24 protein-coding genes are annotated in these 26,436 nt (G+C 72.2%); 19 read left to right on the top strand and 5 right to left on the bottom strand.

Annotated elements, in window-relative coordinates:
- Positions 1 to 379 precede the first annotated feature (379 nt).
- From ruvC to ACLQ27_RS23390, 8 genes are all read left to right on the top strand, one after another.
- Positions 380 to 907, top strand: a complete 528-nt coding sequence (ruvC, locus tag ACLQ27_RS23355; protein WP_234583505.1) for a crossover junction endodeoxyribonuclease RuvC — start codon at positions 380 to 382, stop codon at positions 905 to 907.
- The gene (gene ruvA, locus ACLQ27_RS23360) at positions 904 to 1,506 is read left to right on the top strand and encodes a Holliday junction branch migration protein RuvA (RefSeq protein WP_357575921.1); all 603 of its coding nucleotides are present in this window, start codon (positions 904 to 906) and stop codon (positions 1,504 to 1,506) included. The genes ruvC and ruvA overlap by 4 nt, the downstream gene beginning before the upstream one ends.
- Positions 1,507 to 1,534: 28 nt before the next feature.
- Positions 1,535 to 2,602 carry a Holliday junction branch migration DNA helicase RuvB gene (ruvB, locus tag ACLQ27_RS23365; protein ID WP_357575920.1) on the top strand — a complete coding sequence of 356 codons (1,068 nt, stop codon included), beginning with the start codon at positions 1,535 to 1,537 and terminating at the stop codon, positions 2,600 to 2,602.
- A gap of 139 nt (positions 2,603 to 2,741) precedes the next feature.
- On the top strand, positions 2,742 to 3,080 hold the full coding sequence (gene yajC, locus ACLQ27_RS23370; RefSeq protein ID WP_308195356.1) for a preprotein translocase subunit YajC: 339 nt from the start codon (positions 2,742 to 2,744) through the stop codon (positions 3,078 to 3,080).
- Positions 3,081 to 3,358: 278 nt separating this feature from the next.
- On the top strand, positions 3,359 to 5,269 hold the full coding sequence (secD, locus tag ACLQ27_RS23375) for a protein translocase subunit SecD (protein ID WP_234583502.1): 1,911 nt from the start codon (positions 3,359 to 3,361) through the stop codon (positions 5,267 to 5,269).
- Between the two features lies 1 nt (position 5,270).
- Positions 5,271 to 6,464 (top strand): protein translocase subunit SecF, encoded by a 1,194-nt coding sequence (gene secF, locus ACLQ27_RS23380; RefSeq protein WP_357497642.1) that lies wholly within the window; start codon positions 5,271 to 5,273, stop codon positions 6,462 to 6,464.
- Positions 6,465 to 6,567: 103 nt separating this feature from the next.
- On the top strand, positions 6,568 to 7,134 hold the full coding sequence (locus tag ACLQ27_RS23385) for an adenine phosphoribosyltransferase (protein ID WP_234583500.1): 567 nt from the start codon (positions 6,568 to 6,570) through the stop codon (positions 7,132 to 7,134).
- A 169-nt stretch (positions 7,135 to 7,303) separates the two neighbouring features.
- Positions 7,304 to 9,832 (top strand): RelA/SpoT family protein, encoded by a 2,529-nt coding sequence (locus tag ACLQ27_RS23390; protein ID WP_234583499.1) that lies wholly within the window; start codon positions 7,304 to 7,306, stop codon positions 9,830 to 9,832.
- A gap of 69 nt (positions 9,833 to 9,901) precedes the next feature.
- Here the strand turns inward: ACLQ27_RS23390 and ACLQ27_RS23395 are convergent, their stop codons facing one another.
- Positions 9,902 to 10,741, bottom strand: a complete 840-nt coding sequence (locus tag ACLQ27_RS23395) for a peptidylprolyl isomerase (protein WP_357575918.1) — start codon at positions 10,739 to 10,741, stop codon at positions 9,902 to 9,904.
- Between the two features lie 60 nt (positions 10,742 to 10,801).
- Positions 10,802 to 11,680 carry a peptidylprolyl isomerase gene (locus ACLQ27_RS23400; RefSeq protein WP_234583497.1) on the bottom strand — a complete coding sequence of 293 codons (879 nt, stop codon included), beginning with the start codon at positions 11,678 to 11,680 and terminating at the stop codon, positions 10,802 to 10,804.
- Positions 11,681 to 11,947: 267 nt separating this feature from the next.
- Between ACLQ27_RS23400 and ACLQ27_RS23405 the strand changes: the two genes are divergently transcribed.
- The 3 genes from ACLQ27_RS23405 (at position 11,948) to ACLQ27_RS23415 (ending at position 15,072) form a co-directional block, all read left to right on the top strand.
- Complete coding sequence (locus ACLQ27_RS23405; protein ID WP_234583496.1) at positions 11,948 to 12,658, top strand: MBL fold metallo-hydrolase; 711 nt, start codon at positions 11,948 to 11,950, stop codon at positions 12,656 to 12,658.
- A gap of 72 nt (positions 12,659 to 12,730) precedes the next feature.
- Positions 12,731 to 14,059 carry a histidine--tRNA ligase gene (gene hisS / locus ACLQ27_RS23410; RefSeq protein WP_425868611.1) on the top strand — a complete coding sequence of 443 codons (1,329 nt, stop codon included), beginning with the start codon at positions 12,731 to 12,733 and terminating at the stop codon, positions 14,057 to 14,059.
- A 71-nt stretch (positions 14,060 to 14,130) separates the two neighbouring features.
- On the top strand, positions 14,131 to 15,072 hold the full coding sequence (locus tag ACLQ27_RS23415; protein WP_357497648.1) for an acyl-ACP desaturase: 942 nt from the start codon (positions 14,131 to 14,133) through the stop codon (positions 15,070 to 15,072).
- Between the two features lie 115 nt (positions 15,073 to 15,187).
- Here ACLQ27_RS23415 and ACLQ27_RS23420 read toward each other — a convergent pair whose 3' ends face one another.
- Entirely contained in the window at positions 15,188 to 15,703 is a 516-nt protein-coding gene (locus ACLQ27_RS23420) for a PaaI family thioesterase (protein WP_425868613.1), read from the bottom strand.
- A 55-nt stretch (positions 15,704 to 15,758) separates the two neighbouring features.
- Between ACLQ27_RS23420 and ACLQ27_RS23425 the strand changes: the two genes are divergently transcribed.
- Positions 15,759 to 16,235 carry a winged helix-turn-helix transcriptional regulator gene (locus ACLQ27_RS23425; RefSeq protein ID WP_357497650.1) on the top strand — a complete coding sequence of 159 codons (477 nt, stop codon included), beginning with the start codon at positions 15,759 to 15,761 and terminating at the stop codon, positions 16,233 to 16,235.
- Positions 16,236 to 16,625: 390 nt separating this feature from the next.
- Positions 16,626 to 17,669, top strand: coding sequence for a S1 family peptidase (locus ACLQ27_RS23430; protein WP_357497652.1), 1,044 nt, complete (start codon positions 16,626 to 16,628; stop codon positions 17,667 to 17,669).
- An 89-nt stretch (positions 17,670 to 17,758) separates the two neighbouring features.
- Here the strand turns inward: ACLQ27_RS23430 and ACLQ27_RS23435 are convergent, their stop codons facing one another.
- Positions 17,759 to 18,478 (bottom strand): DUF998 domain-containing protein, encoded by a 720-nt coding sequence (locus ACLQ27_RS23435; RefSeq protein ID WP_357497654.1) that lies wholly within the window; start codon positions 18,476 to 18,478, stop codon positions 17,759 to 17,761.
- Positions 18,479 to 18,663: 185 nt separating this feature from the next.
- Between ACLQ27_RS23435 and aspS the strand changes: the two genes are divergently transcribed.
- The 4 genes from aspS (at position 18,664) to ACLQ27_RS23455 (ending at position 23,404) form a co-directional block, all read left to right on the top strand.
- Positions 18,664 to 20,469, top strand: a complete 1,806-nt coding sequence (gene aspS / locus ACLQ27_RS23440; protein ID WP_357575914.1) for an aspartate--tRNA ligase — start codon at positions 18,664 to 18,666, stop codon at positions 20,467 to 20,469.
- A gap of 104 nt (positions 20,470 to 20,573) precedes the next feature.
- The gene (locus ACLQ27_RS23445; RefSeq protein ID WP_357575913.1) at positions 20,574 to 21,383 is read left to right on the top strand and encodes an SDR family oxidoreductase; all 810 of its coding nucleotides are present in this window, start codon (positions 20,574 to 20,576) and stop codon (positions 21,381 to 21,383) included.
- Positions 21,384 to 21,447: 64 nt separating this feature from the next.
- The gene (locus ACLQ27_RS23450) at positions 21,448 to 22,065 is read left to right on the top strand and encodes an ArsR/SmtB family transcription factor (RefSeq protein ID WP_357575912.1); all 618 of its coding nucleotides are present in this window, start codon (positions 21,448 to 21,450) and stop codon (positions 22,063 to 22,065) included.
- Between the two features lie 55 nt (positions 22,066 to 22,120).
- Entirely contained in the window at positions 22,121 to 23,404 is a 1,284-nt protein-coding gene (locus ACLQ27_RS23455; RefSeq protein WP_357497662.1) for an MFS transporter, read from the top strand.
- 92 nt (positions 23,405 to 23,496) lie between these two features.
- On the opposite strand, the gene ACLQ27_RS23460 is transcribed toward ACLQ27_RS23455, so the two are convergent.
- Positions 23,497 to 24,237 (bottom strand): GNAT family N-acetyltransferase, encoded by a 741-nt coding sequence (locus tag ACLQ27_RS23460; protein WP_357497664.1) that lies wholly within the window; start codon positions 24,235 to 24,237, stop codon positions 23,497 to 23,499.
- 140 nt (positions 24,238 to 24,377) lie between these two features.
- On the opposite strand from ACLQ27_RS23460, the gene ACLQ27_RS23465 reads away from it, so the two are divergent.
- Positions 24,378 to 24,590, top strand: coding sequence for a hypothetical protein (locus ACLQ27_RS23465; RefSeq protein ID WP_007458297.1), 213 nt, complete (start codon positions 24,378 to 24,380; stop codon positions 24,588 to 24,590).
- A gap of 75 nt (positions 24,591 to 24,665) precedes the next feature.
- Positions 24,666 to 26,249: a replication-associated recombination protein A gene (locus ACLQ27_RS23470; RefSeq protein ID WP_357575911.1), complete on the top strand. Its 1,584-nt coding sequence runs from the start codon at positions 24,666 to 24,668 to the stop codon at positions 26,247 to 26,249.
- Positions 26,250 to 26,436 lie beyond the last annotated feature (187 nt).

Consider the following 26,436-nt stretch of genomic DNA (forward strand, 5'->3'; position numbering starts at 1 on the left):
ATCGCGCAACAACCAGGATGTAGTGGTCTCCCGGCGTCTCGTGACCACTACATCCTGGATCGAGCACGACCTTGACGGCTGCGGTGCCGCAACCCCCCTCCCGGCCGGTCGGGCGGGTGATCGTCGTCAAGATCCGCGCAGTGTCAGGGATGTTGCTGTCTCCCGAGCGTCGGAGGCAGCAACTTCCGGGAAGTTGCGTAGATCTTGGCGCAGGGCGCAGGGCGCAGGGCGCAGGGCGCGGGGCGCGGGTCGCGGGTCGCGGGGCGCGGGTCGTCAGGGGGCGTGGGGTGGGGGAGGGCGTGTCCCGTGGGGCTGGTGGGAAGGGGGCCGGTTAGGGTGTCGAACACACGTACTGCTGACGGCTGGGGGAGGGGGCGGCGTGCGGGTGCTGGGGGTCGACCCGGGGTTGACGCGGTGCGGGGTGGGCGTCGTCGAGGGCGTGCCCGGCCGGCCGTGCACGCTCATCGCGTACTACGTGGTCTACACCGACCCCGCCGACGACCTGCCGCTGCGCCTGCTGCACCTGGACCGGTCGCTGACCAAACTGGTCGCCGAGCACCAGCCGGAGAGCGTCGCCGTCGAGCGGGTGTTCAGCCAGCACAACGTCCGGACGGTGATGGGCACCGCCCAGGCCAGCGGCATCGCCGTGCTGGCCGGGGCGCGGGCGGGGCTGCCGGTGCAGACGTACACCCCCAGCGAGGTGAAGGCGGCGGTGACCGGTTCCGGTCAGGCCGACAAGGCGCAGGTGACCGCCATGGTGACCCGGCTGCTGCGGCTGGACGAGCCACCGAAACCGGCCGACGCCGCCGACGCTCTCGCCCTGGCCATCTGCCACGTGTGGCGCGGCGGCACCCGTTCCAAGCTGGCCGCCGCGGCCGATCGGGCACGACGAGGAGGAGCACGATGATCGCCAGCGTGCGCGGCACGGTGACCGCGACAGGCCCGGATCTGGCCGTGATCGAGGTCGGCGGTGTCGGCCTGGCCGTGCACTGCGCCCCGGGGACCCTCGCCGACCTGCGGGTGGGGCAGCCGGCGCGGCTGGCCACCAGCCTGGTGGTCCGGGAGGATTCGCTGACCCTCTACGGTTTCGCCGACGACGACGCCAAGGCGCTGTTCGAGCTGCTGCAAACCGCCAGCGGGGTCGGCCCACGGCTGGCCCAGGCGGTGCTGGCCGTGCACACGCCGGACGCGGTGCGAAAGGCCATCGCCAACGCCGACACCGCCGCGCTGACCCGGGTGCCCGGGATCGGCAAGAAGGGCGCCGAGCGCCTGGTGCTGGAGTTGCGGGACCGGATCGGCCCGGTGTCGATCGGCGCCGACGGGGTGGGCGGCGTGACCGCCGGCGCGTGGCCCGATCAGGTGCGGCAGGCGCTGGTCGGTCTGGGTTGGACGGCCGGGCAGGCCGACCAGGCGGTGGCCGCCGTGGCGGAGACCATCGACGGCGCCACGCCGCCCGTGCCGGTCCTGCTCAAGCAGGCCATCCGCCTGCTGGGTCGTACCCGATGACCGCCCAGGGGCGACGGGGGGCGGCACGGTGAGCGACACCGACGGGCTCGTCTCGGCGTACGTCAGCGATGCCGACCGGGACGTGGAGGCCACCGTGCGGCCCCGGCGGCTGGCCGAGTTCATCGCCCAGGACCGGGTGCGCGATCAGCTCGACCTGCTGTTGCAGGGCGCCATGCGGCGGGGGTCGCCGCCGGATCACATCCTGCTCTCCGGGCCTCCCGGGCTGGGCAAGACGAGCCTGGCCAACATCGTCGCCGCGGAGCTGGGCGCCGGCATCCGCGTGACCAGCGGCCCGGCGATCGAGCGTTCCGGCGATCTGGCGGCGATCCTGACCAGCCTCGCCGAGGGCGACGTGCTCTTCATCGACGAGATCCATCGGATCGCGCGGCCCGCGGAGGAACTGCTCTACAGCGCGATGGAGGACTTCCGGGTCGACGTGGTGGTCGGCAAGGGGCCGGGCGCCACCGCGATCCCGCTGGACGTCGAGCCGTTCACCCTGGTCGGCGCGACCACCCGCTCGGGTCTGTTGACCGGGCCCATGCGGGACCGGTTCGGCTTCGTCGCGCACCTCGACTTCTACGCCCCGGCGGACCTGGAGACGCTGCTGCACCGTTCGGCGCGCATCCTCGGGGTGCCGATCACCGCCGACGGCGCGGCGGAGATCGCCGGCCGGTCCCGGGGCACCCCCCGGATCGCCAACCGGCTGCTACGCCGGGTCCGCGACTACGCGGAGGTCCGGGCCGACGGTGTGGTCACCCTGGGCACCGCCCGCAAGGCCCTGACGGTGTACGACGTCGACGCGCTGGGCCTGGACCGGCTGGACCGGGCGGTGCTGACCGCGCTGGTGGACTCGTTCCGGGGCGGCCCGGTCGGGTTGTCCACGCTCGCCGTGGCGGTGGGGGAGCAGCCGGACACGGTCGAGGAGGTCTGTGAGCCGTTCCTGGTGCGCGCCGGTCTGCTGGCTCGTACCCCGCGGGGCCGGGTGGCAACGGAGGCTTCCTGGCGGCACCTGGGGCGTACTCCACCGAATGGTACATTTGGGATGGATGTCCCGTCTGCGCCCGATCTGTTCTCCCTGGACACCGATCAGCCGTGATGTGAACGTGATCTGTGCCGCATTCGGTGTTCTCAGGTGCAGGGATTAGACTTCGCCGCGGTCTGTACAGGATGTGAGAATCCGCCTCCGCTCCGGCACTCCCGTGCCGTGGCTGGTGGCCAATGGGAAGGCAGTAACCGTGCAATACCTTGCAGCGGGTGGTGGGGCCGGCGGCTTCACGCCGATCCTGATGATCGTCCTGCTCTTCGGCGTCATGTACTTCATGATGATCCGTCCGCAGCAGAAGCGTCGCCGCGATGCGGAGGCCATGCAGTCCGCGCTGGGCCCGGGCGACGAGGTTGTCACCATCGGCGGGCTCTACGGCACGGTCACCGGCGTCGAGGACGACGCCGTGCTGCTCGAGATCGCTCCGGGCGTCCAGACCCGCTACGCCCGGCCGGCCATCGCCCGGGTGGTCACCCGCGCGGAGCTGCCGAGCGAGCCGGTCACCGAGGACGCGGACACCGTCAAGGACTGACTCCGCCCGCCGGGCGACGGTTCTGGCGTACGGCCAGGCGACCGGAGAACGGGGGCCGCCCCGCCCGACGGGGCAGCGGACGCGACGTGAAAACTGGATAGTTGGGTCGACGCCGGGCGTCGGCACGTTCCCGTGACCGTCGGCGTCCCACGCCGGCGTGTCCGGCCAGCGCGCCGGCACCCCCGTCGGCCAGGTCAGACCCGTTGGCCGGGACCCCCGGCCCGACACTCGCCGCCGCCGCGCGCAGCGGCGCGACCGTACAGGGAGACAGGACAACCGTGGCACCACCTCAGGGACAGATGCGACCCGGCCGGCAGCTCGCCGTGCTCGGGTTCATCTTCGTCGTCCTCTATCTTTTGGTGTTCTTCTCGGGCGGCGCCAGCGGCAGCTTCAAGGACCGGCTGGAGCCCAAGCTCGGCCTGGACCTGATCGGCGGCACCCGGATGACGCTGGAGGCGACAAACAACGTCGACGGCAAGCCCCCGACTGCCGAGAACCTTGAGGAGGCCCGGCAGATCATCGAGAACCGGGTCAACGGCCTCGGCGTGGCCGAGGCCGAGGTGGTCACCGAGGGCAACCGGAACATCGTCATCTCCCTGCCCGGTGAGAACCGGAACCTCGACGAGGTGGGCAGCGCCGCCGAGCTGCGCTTCCGCAAGGTGCTCAAGGCCGCCGACGGCAGCGGGACGGCCGCCGCGCCGCCGGCCGCCACGGCGGCTCCGCCGGGCAGCGTCACCCCGTCCGGCGCCCCCTCGGCGACCCCGTCCGGCAGCGCCGCGCCGAAGGTGAGCCCGTCGGCCAGTGGTGGACAGGGCGGGATGGCGCCCGCGCCGTCCGCCAGTGCCACGCCTGCCACGCCGACCCCCTCGGCCTCGGCGAGTGCCCCCGCGCCGTCGGCGAGCGCCAGCGCCGAGCCGGTGCCGGCGAGCGTCGAGGAGCAGCGCAAGGCCGTCGAGCAGAAGGTCGGCGCCGCCGCCTGGCAGGCCGCCAGCGGTCTGCAGGCCCCCGCCGACCTGAGCGCCGACCCGTCGCTGGGCGACAAGCTCAAGCCGTTCAGCGCGCTGTCGCCGCAAGAGGTCGCCGTGTTGCCGGCGCAGATGCAGTTCAACGTGCCGACGATCGGGTGCGCCCAGCTCGACAAGCGTCCCCCGGCGTCGATCTCCGACCCGAAGCAGCAGGTCGTGTCCTGCGAGGGCGGGGCCTCGAAGTACCTGCTCGACCAGGCCAAGGTCCTCGGCACCGACGTGGACGACGCCGACGCGGTGCTCGACCAGACCAACGCCTGGGTGGTCAGCCTCGACTTCACCGGTGACGGCCAGAGCAAGTGGACCGCGTTGACCCGTGAGGCGTTCAACAACGAGGGCCAGGCCTGCGACGCCAGCGCGCTCGGTCAGGACGGCAAGTGCCGGGTGGCAGTCGTCCTGGACAACGAGATCGTCTCCTCCCCGGAGATCCAGGGCGTGCTGACCGGCAACTCCCAGATCACCGGCAACTTCAACCAGAAGGACGCCAGCGCACTCGCCGGCCAGCTCCGCTACGGCGCGCTGCCGGTGACCTTCAAGGCGCAGGAGTCGCAGAACGTCACCGCGACCCTGGGGGCCAGCCACCTGCGGGCCGGTCTGCTCGCGGCCGGCATCGGCATGCTGCTGGTCATCATCTACGCGTTCTTCTACTACCGGCTGCTCGGCTCGGTGATCTTCCTGAGCCTGATCCTCTCCGCGCTGCTCGTCTTCGGCGCGCTTGTGGTGCTCGGCCGGCAGATCGGCTTCACGCTCACCCTCGCCGGCATCGCCGGAATGATCGTCTCGCTCGGTGTGGCGGCGGACTCGTTCGTCATCTACTTCGAACGACTCAAGGACGAGATCCGGGAGGGGCGCAGCCCGCGCAGCGCGGTGCCCCGCGCCTGGGTCCGCGCCCGCCGGACGATCATCTCGGCCAACGCGATCACCCTGCTCTCCGCTGTGGTGCTCTACGTGGTCTCGGTCGGCACGGTCAAGGGCTTCGCGTTCGCCCTCGGCCTGGCCACGGTGCTGGACCTGGTCGTGGTCTTCCTCTTCCGGCACCCGATCATGACGATGTTCGCCCGGACCCGGGCGTTCCTGTCCCCGCGGGTCAGCGGCCTGGGCCGGGCGCTTCCGGCCCGCAACCAGCAGACTCAGCCCCGCAACCCGCGCGCCAAGGAGGCCTGAGATGGCTCAGAACGGTCTGGCGAGCCGCCTCTACAACGGCGAGGCCGGTCTCAACGTCGTCGGCCGGCGCAAGCTCTGGTTCGGCGTCGCCGGGATCCTGATCCTGATCGCGATCCTGAGCGTCTCGATCCGCGGGTTCAGCCTCGGCATCGAGTTCGCCGGCGGCAACTCGTTCCAGGTGCCAGCCAGCGTCGGCACCCTGAACCAGGCCGAGGAGCAGGTCGACGCCGCGCTCGCGGCCGAGGGCGGCGGCGCCGAGGTGGTGACCGCTCAGAAGGTCGGTGGCACGGGCGGCGACACCTACGAGCTGCGTACCGGTCAGCTCAGCGCGGAGCAGGCCACCGCCGTCAAGGCCGACATCGCCAAGCGGTTCGGCATCAGCGCCGACCAGATCAGCGGCAACCAGGTCAGCGAGGCGTGGGGCAGCCAGGTCACCTCGCGGGCCGTGCTCGGTCTGGTCATCTTCATCGCGCTGGTGATGGTCTACCTGATCCTGCGCTTCGAGTGGCGGATGGCGGTCGCCGCGGTGGCGTCGCTGTTCACTAACCTGATCCTCACCGCCGGCATCTACTCGCTTGTCGGCTTCGAGGTCACCCCGTCGACGATCATCGGTTTCCTCACGATTCTGGGCTTCGCGCTCTACGACGTGGTGGTGGTCTTCGACAAGGTGCAGGAGAACACCCGCGGCATCACCGCCAACAACAACATGACGTACGGCGAGGCGGCCAACCTGGCCGTCAACCAGAGCCTCATGCGGTCGCTGAACACCTCGGTGGTGGCCCTGCTGCCCGTCGGTGGTCTGCTCTTCATCGGTGCGGGCCTGCTCGGCGCCGGAACGCTGAAGGACCTCGGCCTGGTGCTGTTCGTGGGTATGGCGGTGGCGTTCCTGACCTCCATCCTGGTGGCGACGCCGCTGCTGGCGCTGCTGAAGAACTACGACCCCCGCATCCAGGCGCACAACAAGCGGGTGCAGGCCCGTCGGGGCACGCCGGGCCGTGGCGAGGTCCCCGGCAAGGGTGCTGCGGCCCCGGTCGAGGGCGAGGTGGCCGACGCGCCGCTCGACCCCGACTCCGCCGCGCTGGCCGGCGCCGCCCCGAAGGTGGGCGCGCGGCCGGCGGGCAAGCGGCCGACCGGCGCCCGGGGCGGTCGCCCCGGCGGCGGCGGTAACCGGCCCGGCGGCGCCAAGCGGCGCTGACCGGCCCCGGGGTCGACCCGGGAGGAAACGCCCGAACGGCGTCCGGCATGCTGTGCGAGCAGCATGCCGGACGCCGTCGTCGTGGGAAGGGAAACGAACAACCGTGACGGAGACCCACAGCACCGCGGCGCGCGGGGACAGCGGCCCGGAGGCCGCCCGGTTGGTGGCCAGCCGGGTGCTGGACGTGCCGGACTTCCCCAAGCCCGGTGTCCTGTTCAAGGACCTGATGCCGCTGTTCGCCGACGGCAAGGCGTTCCGCGAGGTCGTCGACGGGATCGTCGCGTACCACGGGCGGGACGGCTTCGACGTGGTGGTGGGCATCGAGGCGCGCGGCTTCGTCGTCGCGGCGGCTGTCGCGTACGCGGCCGGGGTGGGCGTGGTGCCGGTGCGCAAGGCCGGCAAGCTGCCCCGCCCGGCGCACTCGGTGTCGTACGCGCTCGAGTACGGCGAGGCCACCCTGGAGGTGCACGAGGACGCCTTCACCGCCGGCCACCGGGTGCTGGTCGTCGACGACGTGCTGGCTACCGGCGGCACCGCCGAGGCGACGCTGGACCTCGTCGAGCGGGCCGGCGGGACGGTCACGGGCTTCACCGTTCTGCTGGAGATCGGCTTCCTGGGCGCGCGGGAGCGGCTGGCGCCGCGCCCGGTCCATGCCCTGCTGACCGTTTGAGCCCGGCCCGTCGGGCGGAGCTCGCGCCGACCGTCCGGCGGAGCGGCAGGGGACCGTCCGTGCGGGTAGCATTGCCCTTTGCTGACGCCGGCGGTACACCGTCCGGCGACGCGAGACCAGGCCGGCCGACGTTCGGCCGGCGTGTTTCCGGCGAGCGGTGAGGAGGCCGGTGTCCCACGATGTCGTCCCTCCGGCGGAGGGCACGGTGCACCCGACAGGCGACGCTGACGGCTCGGTGACCGACCGGAACGGCGACGCGCCGGCCCGGGTGACGGGCACCGACAACGGCTCCGGCAGGGCTCCTGCCGACGGCGCGACGGCTCCGACCGGGGTCCCGGTGAGCGCCACCACCGAGGCGTCCGCGGGCGCCGACGGGGTCGTGGTCCCGTTCCCGACCGACGCCGGCGTCGACCCGTCACCGAGCGGTGGCTTCGGGCTGTCCAACGCGCCCACCGGTCGGCGGGTGCGCGCCCGGCTGGCCCGGTTCAACGCGCCCTGGCAGACCTCGCAGGTCAGCGAGGTGCTGGAGCCGCTCATCGCGAGTCACCGGGAGAACCACCCGAAGGCCGACGCGCGGCTGCTCCAGCGCGCCTTCGACACGGCCGCGCGGTGGCACTCCGGGCAGTACCGCAAGTCCGGCGACCCGTACATCACCCACCCGCTCGCCGTCGCCACCATCCTCGGCAACCTGGGCATGGACACCACCACGCTCGTCGCCGCGCTGCTGCACGACACCATCGAGGACACCGAGTACACCCTCGACGCGATGCGCGCCGACTTCGGCGGCGAGGTTGCCCTGCTGGTCGACGGCGTCACCAAGCTGGACAAGGTCAAGCTGGGCGACGCCGCCAAGGCCGAGACGATCCGCAAGATGGTCGTGGCGATGGCCAAGGACCCGCGGGTGCTGGTGATCAAGCTGGCCGACCGGCTGCACAACATGCGCACCCTGACCTTCCTGCCCCGCCCCAAGCAGGAGCAGAAGGCCAAGGAGACGCTGGAGATCCTGGCGCCCCTCGCCCACCGGCTCGGTATGAACACGATCAAGTGGGAGCTGGAGGACCTGGCCTTCGGCACCCTGTTCCCCAAGCGCTACGAGGAGATCAACCGGCTGATCGGGGAGCACCAGCCGCAGCGGGAGTCGCTGCTGCGGCAGGTCACCCAGAAGGTCGGCACCGACCTGAAGGCCGCCAAGATCAAGGCGGAGACGACCGGGCGGCCGAAGCACCTCTACTCGATCTACCAGAAGATGATCGTGCGGGGTCGCGACTTCAACGACATCTACGACCTGGTCGGCGTCCGGATCCTGGTCGACACCGTGCGGGACTGCTACGCGGCGCTCGGCGTGATCCACGCCAACTGGCAGCCGGTGCCGGGGCGGTTCAAGGACTACATCGCCATGCCCAAGTTCAACATGTACCAGTCGTTGCACACGACTGTCATCGGGCCCACCGGCAAGCCGGTGGAGATGCAGATCCGCACGTACGCGATGCACCGCACCGCGGAGTTCGGCATCGCCGCACACTGGAAGTACAAGGAGCACAAGGGCACCCAGATCGTCGGCCCGCCGGCGCACATCGACGAGATGACCTGGCTGCGGCAGCTGCTGGACTGGCAGCGGGAGGCGGCCGACCCGAGCGAGTTCCTGGACGCGCTGCGCTTCGACCTGTCCAGCCAGGAGGTGTACGTCTTCACCCCCAAGGGTGACGTCATCCCGCTGCCGACCGGGTCGACGCCTGTGGACTTCGCGTACGCGGTGCACACCGAGGTGGGGCACAAGTGCATCGGCGCGCGGGTCAACGGCAAGCTGGTGCCGTTGGAGTCGACGCTGTCCAACGGCGACGTGATCGAGATCTTCACGTCGAAGTCCGAGACGGCCGGCCCCACGCAGGACTGGCTGGGCTTCGTCAAGAGCCCCCGCGCCCGCACGAAGATCCGCCAGTACTTCAACAAGGAGCGGCGCGAGGAGGCGATCGAGGCCGGCAAGGACGCGATCGTCAAGGCGATGCGCAAGCAGGGCATGCCGTTGCAGCGGATGCTCACCTCCGACGCGCTGATGTCGATCGCCCGGGACCTGCACCTCGCCGACGTGGCGTCGCTGTACGCGGCGGTCGGCGACAGTCAGGTCTCCGCGCAGTCGGTGGTGCAGAAGCTGATGGCCGCGTACGGCGGCGAGGAGGGCGCGGCGGAGGACATCGCCGAGACCGCCGTCGCCACCCGGCCACCGCGCAGCCGCCAGAGCAGCAGCGACCCCGGTGTGGTGGTCCGTGGCGTCAGCGACGTCTGGATCAAACTGGCCCGCTGCTGCACGCCGGTCCCACCGGACTCGGTGTTCGGCTTCGTCACCCGCTCCGGCGGGGTGAGCGTGCACCGCGACGACTGCGCCAACGCCGAGGACCTGCGGGCCCAGGCCGAGCGGGTGGTCGAGGTGAGCTGGAAGCTCACGTCCGCCTCCACGTTCCTGGTGGCGATACAGGTCGAGGCACTGGACCGGCACAAGCTGCTCGCCGACGTCACCCGGGTGCTCTCCGACGAGCGGGTCAACATCCTGTCCGCGACTGTCACCACCACCCGCGACCGGGTGGCGGTGAGCCGGTTCAGCTTCGAGATGGCCGACCCGAAGCACCTGGGCCACCTGCTGGCCACCGTTCGCAAGGTCGACGGGGTCTTCGACGCGTACCGGGTCACCTCGGGCGCCTGAACCCCGTACCCCGCACACGAAAGCGCCCGCCGGCTCAGCCGGCGGGCGCTTCGTCGTCTCGTGCGGGTGTCAGCCCTGCGGCGGGCTCATCGTGAGGTCGGTGATCACGACCTCCTTCTTCGGGTGGCCGCCACCTGCCTGCTGGGCGAACGCCCCGTCGTCGCCGGCCTTGGCCACGTCCTTGACGATGTCCATGCCGCCGGTGACCGTGCCCAGCACCGTGTACGCCGGGTCCAGCGGCGAGTCGCCGTACACGATGAAGAACTGGCTGCCGGTGCTGCCCGGCTGACCGGAGTTGGCCATCGCGATGACGCCCTCCGGGTACGGCGGGCGCTTGTCGGTGGGCAGGTTCTCCTCCGGCAGTCGGAAGCTCGGCCCACCCGTGCCGTCGGTGTCACGCCAGCCCTTGCCGGTGGCGCTCGGGTCACCGCACTGCAGCACCTTGATGCCCTCGGTCACCAGGCGGTGGCACTTGCTGTTGTCGAAGAAGTTCTTCTCCGCCAGGTAGGTGAACGCCCCGGCCGTGCACGGCACCTGCGACCTGTCGACCTTGGCCGTGATCGGGCCCAGGTTGGTGGTGATCGTCATGGTCTGCACGCCCTTGGCGGACTGCTGGTTGCTGGGCACCCCGACGTCCTTGATCTGCGGGGGCCGCTGGTCCGTCGGCATCGCGTTGTAGACGCACTCGCTGGCACCGGGCGCCGAGGCGGCGGTGTCGGTCTTGTCGTCGTCGCCGCCGAGGGTCGTGGCCAGCCACACCGTGCCGGCGACCACGAGCACCAGCACGGCGGCCGCGCCGACGATCGCCTGCGTCTGGCGGCGCTTGCGGGCCTTGGCCGAGCGCTCGGCCATCTCCTTCTCGAGTCGGGCGCGTGCCGCCGCGCGCTGCCGCTCTCTGGTGGACGTCACGCCTGGATCCTCCTGGCTGTTTGCTGCGGGGTGCCGCTTAAGGTGTGGTGGGGCGACCGGTCAGCCGGCGCTTGGGCTGCTGGCCGGAGCACCGGACGGCGCCGGTGCCGCGCCGGTGACCGGCTCGCCGACCGTGAGGCTCTGGATCACCACGTCGGTCTTGGGCTTGACCTTTGCCCCGGTCCCATTGTCCACGGTCGGCAGGGCACCGATCTTCTCGACCACGTCGAGCCCACCGGTCACCTTGCCGATCACCGGGTACTTCGGGTCAGTGGTCGTGAAGTCCTTGAAGAAGATCAGGAACTGGCTGCCGTTGGCGCCGGGCGGGTTGGAGATCATCGCCACGGTCCCCTTGGGGTACGTCGGCGGCTGACCGGGCGCCGGGCTGGCCGACGGCGACGCCGACGGCACGGTCGGCACGTCCTCGTCGTAGAACGAGTAGGTGGGCCCGCCGAGGCCGGTGCCGCTGGGGTCACCGCAGCGCAGCGCGCCGTCGGCGGTGATCTCGTGGCACTTGGTGTTGTCGTAGAACGACCGGCTCGCCAGGTGGGCGATGCTCGCCGCCGCGCAGGGGGAGTTGGCCAGGTTCAGCTCGGCGGTGATCGGCGCACCCTGGTTGGTGGTGACCGTCATCGCCCGGGTGCCGTCGGTCGGCAGGTCCTTGGTCGCCGGCGTGCCGACGTCCTTGAGGTTGGTGTTGGCGCTCGCGTCCTGCGGCGTCCAGAGGCAGGTGTCCTCCGCGGCGGTGTTCTTCTTCGGATCGGAGTCGAACGCACCGAGCGCCCAGGCCGAGCCGGCCACGATCACCGCGAGGACCAGGAAGGCGCCGACGCCGGCCTGGATCTGCCGGCGACGCCGCGTGGCGGCGGCCCGGCGAGCCAACTGCCGGTCGAGCTTGGCCCGCGCCAGTTTGCGCTGCCGGTCCCTGCTGGAAGCCACAGGTGCTCCCCTTTCCTCTGCCTGGTCGTCACCGGCGGCCGGGTACCCCGGCCCGTCCGGGCGTCGCGTGTGCCACGCCACACGCCCGCCAGAGTGTACGGCTAGTGACTGGGAATGTGGTGTACGAGGTCCACCCCGCCGCCAGCAGCTCATATCGTGCGATGTCACTGTGTCGGATGGGGCCTCGGGGGCGGACGCGGCAAACGCGCTCGCCGCGCCGGTTAGGCTGCTGGGCAGGACGACAGCTCGACGGAGAGGACAGCGCCCGTGCTCGTGGCCGGCTTTCCCGCGGACGCCTTCGGCACCAACTGCTATGTGGTGGCCACCGCGCCGGGGGAGCAGTGCGTGGTGGTCGATCCCGGCATCGGGGTGCTCGACCAGCTCGACGCGCTGCTCGCCGAGCACCGCCTGCATCCGGCCGCCGTGCTGCTCACCCACGGCCACCTCGACCACACGTTCTCGGTGGCGCCGGTCTGCGGCGCGCGCGGGATCACCGCGTACGTGCACCCCGGTGACCGGGAGATGCTCGCCGACCCGGCCAAGGGTCTGTCGGCCGACCTGACCTCGCTCTTCGGCGGCAAGCTGAGCTACACCGAGCCGGAGGACGTGGCCGAGCTGACCGACGGCGCGACCCTCACGCTCGCCGGCCTGGAGATCGCCGTCGACCACGCCCCGGGCCATACCGGCGGGTCGGTGCTGTTCCGGCTGCCCGGCGCGGGGTCGGGCTGGGAGGCCGACGAGATCTGCCTCTCCGGCGACGTCCTCTTCGCCGGCTCGATCGGCCGCACCGACCTGCCCGGCGGCAGCATGCCGGCGATGCTCACCAGCCTGCGCGACAAGATCCTTCCGCTGGCCGACGACACAGTCGTGCTGCCCGGCCACGGCCCCAGCACCACCATCGGCCGCGAGCGCGCCAGCAACCCGTACCTCATCGAGGTGGCCGGCACGACGCCGGCCGCTCCCACCCGGGGCCTCTGATTCTTCGTCCGCGCCGCGCGCGGACCCACGACACCACCGCGCCGCGGGCGCGGCACCGCAAGGAGTACGCCGATGAGCAAGCCCACGCCCATCTCCGGTTTCCCGGAGTGGACCCCCGGCCAGCGGATGATCGAGCAGTTCGTGCTCGGCAAGATCCGGGACACCTTCGAGCTGTACGGGTTCGCGCCGCTGGAGACCCGCGCCGTGGAGCCGCTGGACCAGCTGCTGCGCAAGGGCGAGACCTCCAAGGAGGTCTACGTGATCCGGCGGCTGCACGCCGACGCCGAGGGATCCGGTGGTGACGACCAGCTCGGCCTGCACTTCGACCTGACCGTGCCGTTCGCCAGGTACGTGTTGGAGAACGCCGGCAAGCTGAGCTTCCCGTTCCGCCGCTACCAGATCCAGAAGGTGTGGCGGGGTGAGCGGCCGCAGGAGGGGCGTTACCGGGAGTTCGTCCAGGCCGACATCGACATCGTCGACCGGGACACCCTGGCCGCGCACCACGAGGCGGAGATGCCGCTGGTCATCGGCGACGCGCTGGGCGCCCTGCCCATCCCACCGGTGACCATCCAGGTCAACAACCGCAAGATCTGGGAGGGCTTCTTCCGGGGCATCGGGGTGACCGACCCGGAGGCGGCGCTGCGTACCGTCGACAAGCTCGACAAGATCGGCCCGGCGAAGGTGACCGAGCTGCTGGCCGAGACCGCCGGGGCGAGCGAGGCGCAGGCCAAGGCGTGCCTGGCGCTGGCCGAGATCTCCGCCCCGGACGCCTCCTTCGCCGACGCCGTCCGGGCGCTCGGGGTGAGCGACCCGCTGCTCGACGAGGGCATCGAGGAGCTGGTCCGGGTGGTGGACACCGCCGCCGAGCACTCGCCCGGCCTCTGCGTGGCGGACCTGCGCATCGCCCGTGGGCTGGACTACTACACGGGCACCGTCTACGAGACCCAACTGCGTGGCTACGAGCGCTTCGGCTCGATCTGCTCCGGCGGCCGGTACGACAACCTGGCCAGCGCCGGCGCTGTCTCGTACCCCGGGGTGGGCATCTCGATCGGCGTGACCCGGCTGCTCGGGCTGCTCTTCGGCGCGGGGGAGCTGTCGGTCTCCCGTTCGGTGCCCACCTGTGTCCTGGTGGCCTTGGCCGACGAGGAGCACCGCTCGGCCAGTGGCCGGATCGCGTCGGCGCTGCGCGGGCGGGGCATCGCCACCGAGGTGTCGCCGAGCGCGGCGAAGTTCGGCAAGCAGATCCGCTACGCCGAGCGGCGTGGCATCCCGTACGTCTGGTTCCCGGGGGCCGACGGCGCTCCGGACGAGGTGAAGGACATCCGCTCGGGTGAGCAGGTCATTGCCGACGCCGGGGAGTGGGCGCCGCCCCGGGAGGACCTGAAGCCGAAGGTCGGTTGAGTGTCACGACTGGCGCGCACGGCCGCGGGGACCTACGGTAGCGTAAGTTACGCCACCGTAGGGAGTTACTCGTGACCGTGAGCACCACACTGAGCCAGACCGCCCTGCTCGTCGAGCTGGAGCCGGTCGTCGCGCGCAACCTGGACCGCCACCTCTCGCTGGCGAAGGAGTGGTTCCCGCACGAGTACGTGCCGTGGAGCGAGGGGCGCACGTTCGACGGGCCGCTCAATGGTGAGGCGTGGTCGCCGACCGACTCGACGATCCCGGACGTCGCCCGGACCGCGCTGATCGTCAACCTGCTGACCGAGGACAACCTGCCCTCGTACCACCACGAGATCGCCACCCTGTTCGGCCGCGACGGCGCGTGGGGCACGTGGGTGCACAGGTGGACCGCCGAGGAGGGCCGGCACGGCACGGCCATCCGGGACTACCTGACCGTCACCCGGGCGGTCGACCCGGTGGCGCTGGAGCGCGCCCGGATGACCCACATGTCCGCGGGCTATGTCAACGTGCACGACGACGAGGTGCTGCACTCGCTGGCGTACGTCTCGTTCCAGGAGCTGGCCACCCGGATCTCGCACCGCAACACCGGCAAGGCCACCGGCGACCCCGCCTGCGAGGCGCTGCTGGCCCGTGTCGCCGCCGACGAGAACCTGCACATGGTCTTCTACCGCAACCTGCTCGCCGCCGCGTTCGAGCTGGCCCCGAGCCAGGCCATGCGGGCGGTCGCCGACGTGGTGGCCAACTTCCAGATGCCCGGCAACGGCATCGACGGTTTCGCCCGCAAGTCGGTGGCGATCGCCCTCGCCGGCATCTACGACCTGCGCCAGCACCGCGACGAGGTGCTGCAGCCGGTGCTACGCCAGTGGGACGTCTTCAACGTGACAGGCCTCGACGCCGACGGCGAGGCCGCCCGCGAGCAGCTCGCGGCCCAGCTGGAGACCCTGGAGAACGCGGCGGCCCGCTTCGAGGAGAAGCGCGACGCCCGAGCAGCCCGCCTAGCCCTCCGCTAACCCACCCCACCCGCCACACCCCGTTGATCATGAAGTTATTGCCGCGACACGCCGGCGAGGCGGGCAATAACTTCATGATCAACCGCCGAGAGGCCGCCGGAGAGCCCGGGGGTCTTCAGGGAGTTGGGGGGAGGGGGAGCAGGAGGCAGGTGCTTGTCGCGTGGGCTATCAGGCGGGCGTTCGCGTCGGTGAGGCGGGCTTCGGCCAGGGCCGTGCGGCGACCGCGTTGCAGCACCGTGCCCTCGCAGTGCAGCGTGCCGCTGTCGACGGTGACCGGGCGCAGGAACTTCACGTTCAGGTCCAGCGAGGTGTAGCCGACCCCGGCGGGCAGCGTGGTGTGCACGGCGCAGGCGGCGGCGGTGTCCAGCAGGGTCGAGATGACGCCACCGTGGACGGTGCCCAGCGGGTTGTAGTGGAACTCCTGCGGGACCAGCTCGACGGCGACTCGACCCTCGTCGGCCTCCATCCGCGCCATGTCGATCAGGTGCATCACCGGGGGCGCGGCCAGCTCTCCGGCGATCATCGCGCGGAGCAGGTCGAGGCCGCTGCGCCGACCGACCTGCGCGGCGTTGGCCGCCGGGTCGGACCAGGTGAAGGTACGGCTGCGCGCCGGCTCCTGGGTCTGAGTCATGGACGCAGCCTGGCAGGACGTTGCTGAGTCTGTCAATGAGACCTAGCCTGGTCGGATGAGACCCGCGGCACTGGACTGGTCGGTGGAGAACTGCACCATCGCCCGCGCGATGGAGATCCTCGGCGAGCGGTGGACCATGGTGGTGCTGCGCGAGGTGTTCAGCGGCGTGCGGCGCTTCGACGACATGCGGGTCCGCACCGGTGTTCCGCGCCAGGTTCTCACCAACCGGCTGGCCGTGCTCGTCGAGCGGGGCGTGCTACGTCGTGAGCCGTACCGGGAGCCCGGCAGTCGGCTGCGCCACGAGTACCGGCTGACGGAGAAGGGTCTGGCCCTCTGGCCGGTGCTGGTCGCCGTGCTCGGGTGGGGTGACCGGTACCTGGCCGACGCCGAGGGCCCGCCGTTGAGCGTGGAGCACCGCGACTGCGGCGCCCCGGTACGCGTCGAGCTGCGCTGCGCCGAGGGGCACCCGCTGGATGATCCCCGCGACGTCCTGCCCCGCCCGGGTCCGGGCGCCCGCCGCCGTACCCCCTGACGCCGTCCGCTCGTCCGCGTCGCCCTCTGCCGTCTGCCGTCTGTGTCGCCGCCGTACGCCGGCCCCCGCCGTGCTGCCCGATCCCGTGGTGATGCCGGCGTCGGGGCGCGGCGGGGGTTGTGGCGGCAACGGCGTCGGTCGGCAAGTGATGTCCGAAACGGATCCGGCGGTCCTCCGGGGTGTGACGGCAGGTGCCCCCGAGCGTGTCCACGGTGTTGCGGAGGTGTGACCGGAGCGGGTCGACGAATTCGGGCGAAACCAGGTCTTGTCAATGATCTTAAGTATGTGAATACTTCAGTTCACTCGGCCGGTTTTCGCAGATCGGCCGGGTCGCCCTCGGGTCAGCCACCCCCGGCCGGACCCGTCTCCCCCGCCCAGGAGGTTTGTTACATGCGACCCACGAGGTCCTCATTCCGCGTTGCGGCGACTGTTGCCGTGAGCGGAACCCTGGTCGTCGGCTCGCTCATCGGCGCACCCGCCCAGGCCGCCCCCGCCGCCTCGCCCGACGCCGCCGCAGCCCTCTCCGCTCAGCTCGGCGACCGCTCCGCAGGCTCGTACATCGACGCCAGCGGCAAGACCGTCGTCACGGTGACCGACGCCGCCGCCGCCCGCACGGTCAGTAAGGCCGGAGCGAGCGTCCGGTACGTCACCCGCGGCGCCGCGGAGCTCAACCGGGCCACCGCCGAGCTGGAGCGCTCGGCGAAGATCCCGGGCACCGCCTGGTGGAGCGACCCGATCACCAACCAGGTGGTCGTCTCCGTCGACAGCACCGTCACCGGCGCCAAGCTGGAGCGGGTCAAGGCCGCTGCCGCGAAGGCCAACGGCGCGGTCCGCGTCGAGGCCGAGGCCGGCGTGCTCAGCACCCGGATCTCGGGTGGCCAGGCCATCTACACCGGCGGCTACCGCTGCTCGCTCGGCTTCAACGTGCGCAGCGGCAGCACCTACTACTTCCTGACCGCCGGGCACTGCACCAACCTCGGCACCAACTGGTACTCGAACTCCAGCCAGACCACCCTGCTGGGCACCCGTACCGGCACCAGCTTCCCGGGCAACGACTACGGCATCGTGCGGCACAGCAACTCCGCGAACGCCGCCGGCAACGTCTACCTCTACAACGGCAGCTACCGGGACATCACCGGCTCCGGCAACGCGTCGGTCGGCCAGTCGGTGCAGCGCTCGGGCAGCACCACCGGCCTGCGCAGCGGCACGGTGTCCGCGACCAACGCCACGGTGAACTACGCCGAGGGTTCGGTCTCCGGCCTGATCCGCACCAACGTCTGCGCCGAGGGTGGCGACAGTGGCGGCTCGCTCTTCTCCGGCGGCACCGCGCTCGGCCTGACCTCCGGCGGCAGCGGTAACTGCAGCAGTGGCGGGACGACCTACTTCCAGCCCGTCACCGAGGCCCTGAGCCGCTACGGCGTCAGCGTCTTCTGATCGATTCACCGCCCGCGGGTCGCCGGAATCCTCCGGCGGCCCGCGCCGCGCGTCCGGGGCCTGCCGTCCGCCCCGCCGCCCGCGCCGCCTCAGGCGAGGCGGTCCGGTCCGTCCGTGGGGAACAGGGGATCCGGCGGTACGACACCTGTCGCCGCCACGGCGGGCCCGAGCGGCGTGGCGCCGTCGCCGGCCCAGGCGAGGTGTGCCCGTCGGGCGGAGAGGACCGCCAGCAGCGGCCAGAGTGACACGCCCACGGCTGTCACCCGTTCGGCCAGGCCGGTCCGGGATCCGCTGGTCACCTCGAACGCGAACCAGCCGAAGAGGGCGAGCAGCACGATCGTGGCGCTCAGCGCCACGCCCCGCCGAAACGCCCAGGGCGGCTGCGGGGCGCCCGGATGTGCCGCGTCCGGACCTCGCGGCAACCGCAGCGCCGACCCGGCCGGCCAGAGCGCCAACGCCAGGACGGCGATGGTGGCCGCGATGCCGTGGCTGAGCGATCCGCCGACCGCCGGCCGGGGAAAAGCGACAAGCGCGATGGTGGCCACGCCGCCGACGGCGAGCAGGAAGCGGCTGGGCAGCCCGGCCGCGTGCAGCACGACGGCGATCGCCAGGTAGCAGCAGCCCAGCAGCAGCAGTGCAGTGATCATGATCCACGAGTCGGTGGCGTCGTGCCCCGCCAGCTCGCTGATGGTGTCGCGGACCGGGTCGTACCCGGCCGGCTGCCGGGCGCCCGCGACCGTCCACCCGCCCACCAGCAGCACCGGCGCGGCCACCGCCGTGGCGACGCCCCAGTTCGGTACGGCGCGCATTCGGCCACGTTAACCGGCGCGACGGCCCGGCGAGCCGGGTTCGCCAGGCTGCCCACCGGCGAAGCGCGCGGCCCGCCGCCTGCTCACCTGCGAATCGTGCCGGCCTGCCGGGTGCCCCCGAGCGGGGCCGGCCACCCCTGACAGAATGCGGGTGAGGACTGTTCCACGATGAGGAGTTGCCAGCCGTGATCCGTACCCACAATGCCGGAAGCCTGCGCGCCGCGGACGCCGGCTCGACGGTGACGCTCGCCGGGTGGGTGGCCCGCCGGCGTGACCACGGCGGCGTCATCTTCGTCGACCTGCGCGACGGCTCCGGCGTGGTCCAGGTGGTGTTCCGCGAGGAGGACGCGCACGCGCTGCGCAACGAGTTCTGCGTGAAGGTCGTCGGCCAGGTGACCCGCCGGCCGGCCGGCAACGAGAACCCGGAGCTGCCCACCGGCGAGGTCGAGGTGACGGCCGTCGAGCTGGAGGTGCTCTCCGAGGCCGCGCCGCTCCCGCTCCCGGTGGACGACCAGATCGAGGCCGGTGACGACCTGCGCCTGCGGTACCGCTATCTCGATCTGCGTCGCAGTGGCCCGGCGAACGCGCTGCGGCTGCGCTCGCGCGCCAGCCACCTCGCCCGGGGGGTGCTGCACGAGCGGGACTTCCTGGAGATCGAGACGCCGACGCTGACCCGATCGACGCCCGAGGGCGCCCGCGACTTCCTGGTGCCCGTGCGGCTCCAGCCCGGCAGCTGGTACGCGTTGCCGCAGTCGCCGCAGCTGTTCAAGCAGCTGCTGATGGTCGGCGGCATGGAGCGGTATTACCAGATCGCCCGCTGCTACCGCGACGAGGACTTCCGCGCCGACCGGCAGCCCGAGTTCACCCAGCTCGACATCGAGATGTCGTTCGTCACCGAGGACGACGTGATCGACCTCGGCGAGGCGATCGTCTCGGCGCTGTGGAAGGACCTGGCCGGGCACGAGATCAACCGGCCGATCCCGCGGATCACGTGGCACGACGCGATGGCCCGGTACGGCTCGGACAAGCCGGACCTGCGCTACGGCGTGGAGCTGACCGAGCTGACCGACTACCTGCGCGGCACCGAGTTCCGGGTGTTCGCCGGCGCGATCGACGCGGGCGGCTACGTGGGCGCGGTCGTGATGCCCGGTGGCGCGGCGCAGAGCCGCAAGGAGCTGGACGGCTGGCAGGACTGGGCCAAGGCGCGCGGCGCGCGGGGTCTGGCGTACGTGGTGCTGGACGCCGAGACCGGCGAGGCGCGCGGCCCGGTGGCCAAGAACCTGTCCGCCGAGCACCTGGGCGGGCTCGCCGACGCGGTCGGCGCCAAGCCGGGCGACGCGGTCTTCTTCGCGGCCGGCACGAACGCCCGCGAGGCGCAGGAGCTGCTGGGCGCTGCCCGGGTCGAGATCGCCAAGCGGGCCGGCCTGATCGACGAGAGCGCCTGGGCGTTCTGCTGGGTGGTCGACGCGCCGATGTTCGAGAAGACCGACGAGGGTGGCTGGACGGCCGTGCATCACCCGTTCACCTCGCCGAACGCGGAGTGGGTGGACCGGTTCGAGGAGGCGCCGGACCGCGCCCTGGCGTACGCGTACGACATCGTCTGCAACGGCAACGAGATCGGCGGCGGCTCGATCCGTATCCACCGGGGCGACGTGCAGAAGCGGGTCTTCGACCTGCTCGGCATCACGCCGGAGGAGGCGCAGGACAAGTTCGGCTTCCTGCTGGAGGCGTTCAAGTACGGCGCACCGCCGCACGGCGGCATCGCGTTCGGCTGGGACCGGGTCTGCATGCTGCTGGCCGGCGCGGACTCGATCCGCGAGGTCATCGCGTTCCCGAAGACCCGGGGCGGTTTCGACCCGCTGACCGGTGCGCCGACCCCGATCACCGCCCAGCAGCGCACCGAGGCCGGCATCGACGCCAAGCCCAAGCCCGCGGCCACCCCGCACGCCGGCACGGCCGGCCCGGCAGCCCCGGTGGCCGACCCGGTCTGACCGCACCCCCCACTGCCCTTGCTTGGTTGATCAAGAGGTTTGCGTCATCATCGCCCCGCGAGATGACGCAAACCTCTTGATCATCGGTGGGGGAGTGGGCTGGGATGCGGGTGCTTGTTGTCGGGGGTAGCGGGTTTCTGGGCCGGGAGGTCTGTCGGCGGGCCGTCGGCGCCGGGTTCTCGGTCGTGGGGACGTACCACTGCGGGTCCGTCGGGGTGTCCGGCGTTGTCGGGCGGCGGCTGGACGTGACCGACCGCGCCGCCGTGCGCACGCTGGTCGCCGAGGTGCGGCCGGACACTGTGGTCGCGACCCCCTATCGGTACGACGACTGGGCGGTCACCGCCGACGGGGCCGCGTACGTGGCCCTCGCCGCCGCCGAGGTGGGGGCGCGGCTGGTGCACCTGTCCAGCGACGCGCTGCACGGCGGCCGTCCCACGCCGTACGCCGACGACGACCCGCCCAGCCCGGTCAACGCGTACGGGGCCGCGAAGGCGGCGGCGGAGACCGCCGTACGGGCGATCGACCCCGGTGCGGCGCTGGTGCGGACCTCGCTGATCCTGGGAGAGGGCAGCAAGCAGATCGAGCTCTGCCGCGAGGCGCTGGCCGGTCGGGCCGTCCTGTTCACCGATGAGTTCCGCTGCCCGATCGAGGTCGGCGACCTGGCCGACGCCGTGCTGGAGCTGGCCTCTTCGTCGTACGCCGGGCTGCTCAACGTGGCCGGTCCGGACGCGGTCAGCCGGGCCGAGCTGGGTCTGCTGGTCGCCGAGCGGTTCGGTCTGGACGCGACGGGCCTGAAGACCACCACGGCCACCGCAGCCGGCGTGGTCCGCCCCAGCGACGTACGCCTCGACTCCTCCCGCGCCGCAGGTCTGCTCCGGACGCGACTGCGCGGGGTGCGGGAACTCCTGGCCTGACCTCATGCACACTTTCTATGCACAACCCTTGTGCATAGAAAGTGTGCAGAGATAGTGTGCAGTCATGGCGAATGACGAAGCGACCCCGCGGCCCGCCCCGCGCGAGGTGCGGATCGACAAGCGGCAGGTCCGGGTGCTCGCGCACCCGCTGCGGATGCGGCTGGTCGGCGCCCTGCGGGTGAACGGGCCCGCCACCGCCACCACGCTCGCCGAGCTGCTCGGCACCAACACCGGCGCGACCAGCTACCACCTGCGCCAACTCGCCGAGGTCGGGCTGGTCATCGAGGATCCCGACCGGGGCAGCGGACGCCAGCGCTGGTGGCAGGCCGCGCACGACGTCACGAGCTGGGAGCCGAGCGACTTCGACGACGACCCCGACGCCCGTGCCGCGATCGAGTGGATCCAGGGCGCCCAGGTGCGCCTCCTCGTCGAGCACGCCGAGCGCTGGTTCGCCACCCAGCACGAGTGGTCCCCCGCCTGGCGGGACGCCTTCGGCATGGGCGACGTGTTCATGACCATCCCGCCGGACCGGCTGGAGGCCCTCAAGACGGAAGTGTGGGAGGTGCTGGAGCGGTACCACCGGGAGGCCGAGCCGGTCGACGTGGCCGAGCCCGCCGACCCGCAGGCCCGTCCGGTGCAGGTCTTCCTGGCCGCCTACCCGCTGCTGGACGGTCCCCGATGAGCGCGAGGAGTGAGCCGGGGTTGCGAGCCCCGCAGTCGCGAATGGAGGTGGCGTCGTGAGCGCGCTGACCGTACGCCAGGTCCGGCGTCGTTACCTCACCCTCTACGGTCTGCGCTGGCTGCCCACGGGGTTGATGATCCCGGTGATGATCCTGCTGATGCAGGAGCGCGGCCTTTCGCTGCCGCAGATCGGCCTGGTCGGCACCGCGCAGGGGCTGCTGGTGCTCGCGCTGGAGCTGCCCACCGGTGGGTTCGCCGACGCCCTCGGCCGCCGACCCGTCCTGCTCGCCGCCGGAGCGCTCAACCTCGCCTCGCTGGCGCTGTTCGCGGTGGCCGACTCGTTCGCGCTGTTCTTCCTGGTCTGGGCATTGCAGGGCGTCTACCGGGCACTGGACAGCGGCCCGCTGGAATCCTGGTACGTCGACGCCACCCTGGCCGCCGACCCGCAGGCCGAGTACGAGAAGGGCCTCGGGTACGCCGGCACCGTGATCGGCGGGGCCATCGCGGGCGGTGCGCTGCTCAGCGGCGGCCTGGTCGCGCTCGGGCCGCTCGGGCCGGTCAGCGCGCTCACCGTGCCGGTGCTGGTCGCGATCGTCGCCCAGGCGGTCGCGCTGGTCGCGCTGCTGGTCCTGCTGGTCGAGGAGCGGCCGGCCACCGGGTTCGCGGCGGTGCGGGCGTCGGTGGTGCAGGCGCCCCGGATGGTCGGTCAGGCCATCGGTCTGCTGCGCCGTTCCCGGGTGCTGCTGGCCCTGGTGGCGGTGGAGCTGTTCTGGGGCTTCGGCATGGTCACCTTCGAGTCGCTGCTGCCGGTCCGCCTCGCCGAGGTGGTCGGCGACCCGGAACGCGCCGCCGCGCTGCTCGGGCCGGCCAGCTCGGCCGCCTGGCTCGCCAGCGCGGCCGGCGCGGCACTGACCCCGCTGCTGCTGCGCTGGTTCGGGGCGGCTCCGGGCGCGGCCCTGCTGCGCATCCTGCAGGGCGTCACGGTGGTCGGGATGGGGCTGTTCGCGGGGCCGGTCGGAGTGCTGGTGGCCTACCTGGCCTGCTACGCCGTGCACGGCGCGTCGAACCCGCTGCACAGTGGTCTGTTGCACCGCCAGGTCGACGGCCCGTACCGGACCAGCGTGCTCTCGCTGAACTCGATGATGGGGCAGCCGTCCGCAGCCCTCGGCGGGGTGGTCCTGACCGCGATCGCCGCCAGCGTCAGCGTCAGCGCCGCGATGGTGGTCGGCGCGGTGGTGCTGGCCGTCGCCGCGCCGCTCTACCTGCCCGCCTGGCTGGCCGGCCGTCGACCCGCTCCCGCCAGCGAGCCGACAGTGGCCCCGGTCCCCGCCGATCGGTAGCGAAGGGCGCTCACCGGCGCCCGGCGCCGAGGCCGCTCACCGACGCCCGGTGGCACGGCCGCTCACCGACGCCCCGGTGTCGGTGTGCGGCCTCAGCCGAGGCGGATCGCGGTGAGGGACAGGGCGTCGGTGAAGCCGAGCCGGCGGTACAGCCGCACCGCCTGGACGTTGTGCGGGTAGACGCCGAGCCCGACCGTGTCGTGCCGGGCCAGCAACGCCCGGGTCATGCCGGCGGTCAGCGCCGCGCCCAGCCCCCGGCCCCGCTGGTCGGGGGCGACGGTCAGGCCGGCCAGGAACCCGACGTCGCCCCGGCTGCGGTCCGCGCCGCACGCCACCAGGCGGCCGCCGTCCCGGATGCCGTACCAGTCGAGCACCCGGGGGTCGTCCGGGCGCGTGGTGGTGGTCGGGAACGCCTCGTCGACCAGCGCCGCGAGCGCCGGGCGGTCGGCGTCGGTGAGTCGTACGACCCGCTGCTCGTCCGGCTGCGCCGGCGGCGTCACGGTGGTCCAGTGGAACTCCCAGTCGACGAACTCGTCCACCGCCAGCCGGCCCGCCACCACGGCGGGGTCGAGCCGGGGCAGGTGCATCCGGTGCTCCGGCCGCAGCACCCCGTCGGCGACCAGCGCGGCGCAGATCTCCAGCACCGGCTCGACGGGGCCGATGGCGTCGGCGCCCAGCCCGCGCTCGGGCGGCAGCAACCACAGCACGGCGCCGTCGCGCCGGAAGCCGTGCGCCGGCACACCCGGCGAGAGCGAGTGCCGGACGAACGGGTGGTCACCGGCGGCGGCCAGGATGGCGGCCCGGTCGTGGATCGCCTGGTCGTCGATGATCATGACGTCAGCCTAGGAGCCGCCGTACCGGCGGCCGCGCCGGGTCCGCCAGCCCGCGTGCTGATCCACGGTGGAGATTGACGAGTCGACCGATTGGGTACATCACGCGCCGACCTACTGGGAACCCCCACCGGAGGACCGACATGCTCGCCATTCTCGCGGCCATCGTCTTTGGCTTCGCTCTGCTTCTCGACCTGCTCAACACCGACTTCGGCGCCCCCGACCTGTTCAACTGGAACACCCTCGTGCTCATCGGCCTGCTCCTGCTCTCGCTCTACCTGGCCGGCGTCGGCAGCGGCCCGCGCGGCGGTGGCGGCGGTCGCTGGTACCGGGGCCGTCGCCCCGGCCGTGGCTGACCGAGACCGATCAGCGGTGACCCGGCCCGCAGCGCGATTCCGGCGTTGCGGGTCGGGCCCGGTACTGTCTTCGTGATGGAGTCCGACGCTCTCTTCTCCCTCGGTGCGCCCACCGGGCCGCGCAGCGCGCCCGAGGGCCCCGCCGGTGTCGACGGCTTCACTCCGGTAGCGGACGATTCGCCCCTGCCCGTCCGCATGCGGCCCGCGAGCCTGGACGAGCTGATCGGGCAGGACCACCTGCTCGCTCCCGGCGCACCGCTGCGGCAACTGGTCTCCGGCGGCGCCGCGATGTCGGTCATCCTCTGGGGACCGCCCGGCAGCGGCAAGACCACCATCGCGCACCTGGTGGCCGCCGCCACCGACCGCCGGTTCGTCGCCATGTCGGCCCTCTCGGCCGGTGTCAAGGACGTCCGGGCGGTGATCGAGACGGCCCGTCGCCAGCGCCGTTCGGGCGGCCCGCAGACGGTGCTGTTCATCGACGAGGTGCACCGGTTCAGCAAGACCCAGCAGGATTCGCTGCTCGCCGCCGTCGAGGACCGTACTGTCACGTTGCTCGCGGCGACCACCGAGAACCCGTACTTCTCGGTCATCTCACCCCTGCTGTCGCGGTGCGTGCTGCTCACCCTGCAACCGCTCGACGACGACGCCGTACGCGGCCTGCTGCGCCGCGCGGTCACCGACGAGCGCGGCCTGGGCGGCGCCCTCACCCTGACCACCGACGCCGAGGACCACCTGGTCCGGCTCGCCGCCGGTGACGTCCGCAAGGCGCTTACCGCGCTGGAGGCCGCGGCGGCCTCGGCCACGGCGCTCGGCGCCGGGCGCATCGACCTCGCCACCGCCGAGCAGGCGGTCGACGTGGCGGCGGTGCGCTACGACCGCGACGGCGACGCCCACTACGACGTGGTCAGCGCGTTCATCAAGAGCATGCGCGGCTCGGACGTGGACGCCGCCGTGCACTGGCTGGCCCGGATGCTGGTGGCGGGGGAGGACGCCCGGTTCATCGCCCGACGGCTGGTCATCTTCGCCAGCGAGGACGTGGGCATGGCCGACCCCACAGCGCTGAGCGTGGCCACCGCCGCCGCGCACGCCGTGGAGTACGTCGGCCTGCCCGAGGCGCAGCTCAACCTGGCGCAGGCGGTGATCCACCTGGCCACCGCACCGAAGTCGAACTCGGCCACCACAGCGATCGGCGCGGCCATCGCCGACGTACGGGCCGGCCGGGGCGGTTCGGTGCCCCGCGGGCTGCGGGACGCGCACTACGCCGGCGCCCGAGGGCTGGGCCACGGCACCGGTTACCGCTACCCGCACGACGACCAGCGCGGCGTGGTCACCCAGCAGTACGTCCCGGACGACCTGGTGGGCGTCGACTACTACCAGCCCAGCCCGCACGGGGCGGAACGGTCGGTGTCGACACGGCTGCCGGTGCTGCGCCGGATCGTCCGCGGGCTGCCGCCCCCGCCCGCCCGCCCCGAAACCCCGACCGCCTCCTCGCCCGCGACAGCGGGCCCGTCGGTGGCGGCCCCGAGCGCGGGGTCGGCGGTAACACCGCAGCCCGCCCCGGCGCTTGTCGGTCGGAACGGCCAACCGGCCGCGGAAGCGGGCGGTCCCCGCACGAAGCAGGACAGCGGCACGGACGCCGCAGGAGAGGGTCAACAGTGAGATCGCGTGGTGCGGACCGCCCCGACGAGGGCCTGGACGAGCGGCGTGATCCCCGCGCGAAGGGCCGCCGCTGGGGTCGAGGCCGAGCCGAGGCCGAGCCGGAGGAGCCGGTGGCCGGCGAGGAGTTCGGCTGGATCGACGACCTGCGCTCGGCCAAGCAGCAACGCGGCGAGCTGGGCCCGGACGG

The organism is Micromonospora sp. DT63, from assembly GCF_049841615.1.
Lineage (GTDB): Bacteria > Actinomycetota > Actinomycetes > Mycobacteriales > Micromonosporaceae > Micromonospora.

Bases quoted from the DNA above. Each gene is read 5' to 3' on its own strand.
- ACLQ27_RS23465 (WP_007458297.1), top strand. From the start codon at position 24,378: ATGCTCGCCATTCTCGCGGCCATCGTCTTTGGCTTCGCTCTGCTTCTC.
- ruvA (WP_357575921.1), top strand. From the start codon at position 904: ATGATCGCCAGCGTGCGCGGCACGGTGACCGCGACAGGCCCGGATCTG.
- secF (WP_357497642.1), top strand. From the start codon at position 5,271: ATGGCTCAGAACGGTCTGGCGAGCCGCCTCTACAACGGCGAGGCCGGT.
- ACLQ27_RS23450 (WP_357575912.1), top strand. From the start codon at position 21,448: ATGGCGAATGACGAAGCGACCCCGCGGCCCGCCCCGCGCGAGGTGCGG.
- ACLQ27_RS23435 (WP_357497654.1), bottom strand. From the start codon at position 18,478: ATGCGCGCCGTACCGAACTGGGGCGTCGCCACGGCGGTGGCCGCGCCG.
- hisS (WP_425868611.1), top strand. From the start codon at position 12,731: ATGAGCAAGCCCACGCCCATCTCCGGTTTCCCGGAGTGGACCCCCGGC.
- ACLQ27_RS23430 (WP_357497652.1), top strand. From the start codon at position 16,626: ATGCGACCCACGAGGTCCTCATTCCGCGTTGCGGCGACTGTTGCCGTG.
- ACLQ27_RS23445 (WP_357575913.1), top strand. From the start codon at position 20,574: ATGCGGGTGCTTGTTGTCGGGGGTAGCGGGTTTCTGGGCCGGGAGGTC.
- ACLQ27_RS23470 (WP_357575911.1), top strand. From the start codon at position 24,666: ATGGAGTCCGACGCTCTCTTCTCCCTCGGTGCGCCCACCGGGCCGCGC.
- ACLQ27_RS23420 (WP_425868613.1), bottom strand. From the start codon at position 15,703: ATGACTCAGACCCAGGAGCCGGCGCGCAGCCGTACCTTCACCTGGTCC.
- ACLQ27_RS23460 (WP_357497664.1), bottom strand. From the start codon at position 24,237: ATGATCATCGACGACCAGGCGATCCACGACCGGGCCGCCATCCTGGCC.
- ACLQ27_RS23425 (WP_357497650.1), top strand. From the start codon at position 15,759: ATGAGACCCGCGGCACTGGACTGGTCGGTGGAGAACTGCACCATCGCC.